Annotated in this window: 4 protein-coding genes; all 4 read left to right on the top strand. The window is 63.0% G+C overall.

The window, feature by feature from the left end; all coding sequences use genetic code 11:
• Nucleotides 1-1,998, top strand: a 1,998-nt coding sequence (gene topA / locus H7A19_20240) for a type I DNA topoisomerase (protein MCP5477161.1), incomplete at its 5' end; no start/stop codon positions are given.
• Between the two features lie 351 nt (nt 1,999-2,349).
• The gene (locus tag H7A19_20235; GenBank protein MCP5477160.1) at nt 2,350-2,721 is read left to right on the top strand and encodes a transposase; all 372 of its coding nucleotides are present in this window, start codon (nt 2,350-2,352) and stop codon (nt 2,719-2,721) included.
• Entirely contained in the window at nt 2,664-3,797 is a 1,134-nt protein-coding gene (locus tag H7A19_20230; protein ID MCP5477159.1) for an IS3 family transposase, read from the top strand. The genes H7A19_20235 and H7A19_20230 overlap by 58 nt, the downstream gene beginning before the upstream one ends.
• Before the next feature lie 188 nt (nt 3,798-3,985).
• Nucleotides 3,986-4,980: carboxypeptidase regulatory-like domain-containing protein (locus H7A19_20225; protein MCP5477158.1), on the top strand; the 995-nt coding region annotated here is incomplete at its 3' end.

The raw sequence follows: 4,980 nt of genomic DNA, 5'->3' as shown, positions 1-4,980 counted from the left end.
ATTGTCGAGCGCGAGGAAGAGATCGAACGCTTCATCGCCCGCGAATACTGGAGCATCGACGCCGATTGCTTCGCCGGTCAGGGCTTCGCTGCCAAGCTGACGACGCTCGGTGGGCAGCGCCTGGATCAGTTCGACCTCAACGATGAGGCCAAGGCCACCGCCGCGCGCGAGCGCGTGCTGGCCGGTGCCCTTGCCCACAAGAACAGCGACAGCGGCGCGCTCAAGGTTGCCGACATCCAGCGCAAGGATCGTCAGCGCCGGGCAGCACCGCCCTTCATCACCTCGACGCTGCAGCAGGAAGCCGCGCGCAAGCTCGGTTTCGGCACCCAGCGCACCATGCGTATCGCCCAGGGCCTGTATGAGGGCGTGGACGTGGGTGAGGGCGGTCAGATCGGTCTGATCACCTATATGCGTACCGATTCGGTCAGCCTCTCCAACGACGCCCTGTCCGAGCTGCGCCAGGTGATCGTGCGCGAGTTCGGCGAAGACAAGCTGCCGCCGGCGCCGCAGTTCTACAAGAGCAAGAGCAAGAACGCCCAGGAAGCGCATGAGGCCATCCGCCCCTCCAGCGCCCTGCGCACGCCGGCATCGATCGCCAAGTACCTGACCCCCGATCAGCTCAAGCTCTACGAACTGATCTGGAAGCGCGCCGTGGCCTGTCAGATGCGCCCAGCGCTGCTGAACACGGTCAGTGTCGACCTGGAAGCCGGCAAGGGCGATCTGCTGCGTGCCAGTGGCACTACCGTGGTCGAACCGGGCTTCCTCGCGGTATACGAGGAAGGCCGCGACCAGAAGAGTGACGACGATGAGCCTGGCAGCAAGCTGCCGCCGCTGGAGATCGGTCAGCTGGTCGATCTGATCGAGCTACGCGCCGCCCAGCACTTCACCGAGCCGCCACCGCGCTTCACCGAGGCCAGTCTGGTCAAGGCTCTGGAGGAGTACGGCATTGGTCGTCCCTCTACTTACGCCAGCATCATCCAGGTGCTGCTGGCGCGCGAGTACGTGACCCTGGAGCAGAAACGCTTCCAGCCTACTGACGTCGGCCGCGTGGTGGCCAAGTTCCTGTCCGGGCACTTCACCCGCTACGTCGATTACGAATTTACCGCGCGCCTGGAAGACGAACTCGATGCCGTAGCCCGGGGCGAAAAGGACTGGGTGCCGGTGCTGCGCGAATTCTGGGATCCGTTCAAGGCCCTGGTCGACGAGAAGGAAAGCTCGGTGAGTCGCGCCGAAGCCACTCAGGGCCGCGTGCTCGGCATCGACGAGAAGACCGGCAAGGAGATCTCGGTGCGCCTCGGGCGCTACGGGCCCTTCGTGCAGATCGGCACCAAGGACGACGAGGAGAAGCCGCGCTTCGCCTCGCTGCGCGCCGGCCAGAAGATGGACAGCATCACCCTGCCCGAGGCCTTGAAGCTGTTCGAATTGCCGCGCAATCTGGGCGAGAGTCCGGACGGTGAGGCCATGTCGGTGGGCATCGGCCGCTTCGGTCCCTTCGTCAAGGCGGGCAGCACCTATGCCTCGATCCCGGCGGGCGTGGATCCCTATGAGATCGGGCTGGAAGCGGCCGTTGAACTGGTCCGCGCCAAGCGCGAAGCGGCGGCCAACAAGATCATCAGCAGCTTCCAGGACGGCGCCATCCAGGTGCTGCGCGGCAAGTTCGGTCCGTATGTCACCGACGGCAGCAAGAACGGCCGCATTCCCAAGGACGTGGCCCCGGAAACACTGACCGAAGCCGATTGCGTGGAAATCCTCGCGTCAGCGCCGGCCAAGGGCAAGGGCAAGTTCGGTCGCAAGGGCGGCAAGCCCGAAGCGCCGAAGAAGACCCGGACGGTGAAGGCCAAGGCCGAGGGCGCGGAGAAGGCGCCGGCCAAGAAGGCCCCGGCGAAGAAGAAGGCGGCAACCAAGAAGGCCACAGCAGCAAAGAAGAAGGCTCCACTCAAGAAGGCCGCGAGCACGCGCAAGACAACGGGCAAGGTGGCGGTGCGCAAGTCGGCCTGAAGCGGCCTGATCTTCAGCCAGGAAGCATGCCGATCGGCTGGCGTTCGGGTCTTCCGGCGGACACGCGCAGTCAATCTTGATTGCGTTTGTAACTATATGTATTTTAATTTCGATATAGACCAAGGAAGATCTCCATGAGGTCCGTCTGCCGCATCGCCTGGCTGCTGATCACCCTGACGCCACTGCATGCCTGGGCGCAGAATGCGACCATCTCGGGCCATGTGTCCCCCCTCCGTGCCAAGCTTCCCTGAGACAGTCCAAACGCTGATTCATCTGTAGCGTTCCCATCAACGAGGCGGTAGGAGAGTCACCATGCCAATGCCGCCAACCGCACCGATCGAAGGCGCCGAAGTGATTGCCGACGAAGTTCTGGAACGTCGTCAACGTCGATCGTTTTCAGCCCAGTTCAAGCGCCGGATTCTGGAGCAAGCTGCAGCTTGCGAGAACCATGGCGAGATCGCGGCGCTGTTGCGCAAGCATGGTTTGTACAGCTCGCACCTGACGCAGTGGCGCGCTGCCTTTGACGAAGGTGGCCGCGCCGCGCTGGTCGCCAAGGCGGCAGGGCGCAAACCTGCCATGGACGTGAAGGATCGTCGAATCGTCGAGCTTGAGCGCGACAATGCCAAGTTGCTCGCGCGCCTGGAGTTGTCCGAGAAGGTCGTGGCATTCCAAAAAAAAGCGCAAGAATTGTTCGCGGCGCTGTCGGCGCAGGCGACGCCATGACCACCTTGCTCGCCGAGCGCGACCCGCTGATTTCGCATTCGCGCGCCTGTGCGGCGCTCGATCTTTCGCGCGCCACCGTGCATCGCAAGGCACAACCCAAGCGGATCAGCCTGGTGCGCGCCAGACCGACCTCACACCGCGCCCTGAGCGAAGCCCAGCGTGCAACGGTTCTGGCCGTTCTGCATAGCCCGGAACACGTCGACCAGCCACCGCGTGAGGTCTATGGCGCACTGCTGGCCGAAGGGCAGTACCTGTGCTCGGCTCGCACCATGTATCGCGTCCTGGCGAGCCACGGCGAGATCCGTGAGCGCCGGGACCAGCGTCCGGCAACCCATCATCCGATGCCGCAACTGGTCGCCACAGCGCCGAATCAGGTGTGGACCTGGGACATCACCAAGCTCGCCACGTCGACGACCGGCGTGTTCCTCAATCTGTTCATGGTCCTCGACCTGTTCAGTCGCTGCATCGTCGGTTGGATGGTGGCGCGGCGGGAGACCAGCGCACTGGCCCAGCAGCTGATTGCCCGCAGCATCGAACGCACCGGCATTCCAGCCGGACAACTCACCCTGCACAACGATCGCGGCGCGCCGATGACCGCACACAGCTTCGATGCGCTCCTGACCACGCTCGGCATCGAGGCGTCCCGCAGTCGACCGCGGGTGAGCAACGACAACGCCTTCAGCGAAAGCGGCTTCAAGACGCTCAAGTACCAGCCCGACTACCCCGGCCGTTTTCGCGACAGCCACCATGCGCGCGCCTGGGTCCGCGAGTTCGTCATCTGGTACAACCAGCAACACCGCCACGAGGGACTGAATGGGTTCACCCCTGACGAGGTCTACAGCGGCAGCCACGTGGCACTCGGTATCAGCCGTCAGCGCACCCTCGACGACGCCTACGCGAGGCACCCCGAGCGTTGGATCAACGGCCCGCCGGTCCTCCCGCGTCCGCCCGTGAAGGTCTGCATCAATCCCGCGCCACCGGCTACGCACGGGCCGTCGGTACCGCTCCAGAACGAAGTCGTTCCCGCCGAACCGCCGGACATCGTTCGCGCACGGCTACGCCGCATCACGACATAGATTTACGAAAACCCCTGTCTCAAATTGCTTGACACGTTCCGTCCCTAGCGGCAACTTCCCAGCCGGTAGCCAATGCCCCGATCCGGATCGGCACGCAAGCCCTCGGTCTCCAGGAACTTGCGTCGACGACCACCGATGCAGAAGGCAACTATGCCGTCTCGATCCCGGTCAACTTTGCCAACTTTCAGGTGGTGATCTGGATCGATGATGCCCGTTACCCGGTCACGGCATTTCCGAATTTCAAGTGCGCCGTGGGGAGCGAGTATTCGACCTCCAGCTATGTTGGTCAGTGCGTAGGCTTGGGCAGCGCTTCACTGGCGCTGAATGCCGGGCTCACCTACACGCATATCGACTTCGCAGTATCAGCGCCGGCCGAGCTTTCTGGCACCATCCTCGGAGAGGGACTGCCACAGAGCAACGGCGTTGCAACTCTGGCTGCGGACGGCGCCACCTACAACGTACGGGCGGCGAGTGATGCCTTCGGGCAATTCGCTTTCACCCGGCTACACGCCGGATCCTATTCCCTGTCTTTCGAGAGCCCGGATTTTCTCAAGCGCAATTGGCCAGATCAGGTGGTGGATGATCTGGGCATAGTCTCGGGGACGTCGGCACTCCTGTCCCTGTCGACTGGCCAGATCTTGAATGTGGGCTCGCCCGATTTGAGCAAGGGTGGCTCGCTCCGGGTGCAGGTCAGTCGCCATTCAACTCCGGCTTCGGGTGGATTGATCGTTCGCTCGTCTGTTTCGGGACGATCGACGAACATGACTGTTCACCAGGGAGAAGCCCTGCTCTCCAAAATAGCGGGCGGCGAGTCACTGGCTGTCTGGTTTGATGGACAGAATCGGTACTACTCCGAGGCCTATCAGGATGTGGCCTGCTCAGGACCACCATGCCCGGGTGAAAGCTGGGTGCCCATCGTCGCCGGAAGCGAGAGTCTGATCAGCATGCAGGTCGACGCACAACAGCAAGTGCTTGGCACCGTGATCGATAGCGACACAGGGCTTGGCGTTCCCGGAATCGAGGTCTTCTGCGCCCAGCGCTACCAGGGGCCCATCATAGGGACATTCCTGAGCAAGGACGTCAGCGTACTCACGGATTCTGCAGGCAGTTACGATCTGGGAGGCATGTCACCGGGAAGTTGTCTGATGGGTATCGATTCCACCGAGAACCAGGTCTATCTAAG

The sequence above is a fragment of the Rhodanobacteraceae bacterium genome (genome assembly GCA_024234055.1).
Taxonomy (GTDB): domain Bacteria; phylum Pseudomonadota; class Gammaproteobacteria; order Xanthomonadales; family SZUA-5; genus JADKFD01.
This window is presented reverse-complemented; position numbering and strand designations above follow the sequence as displayed.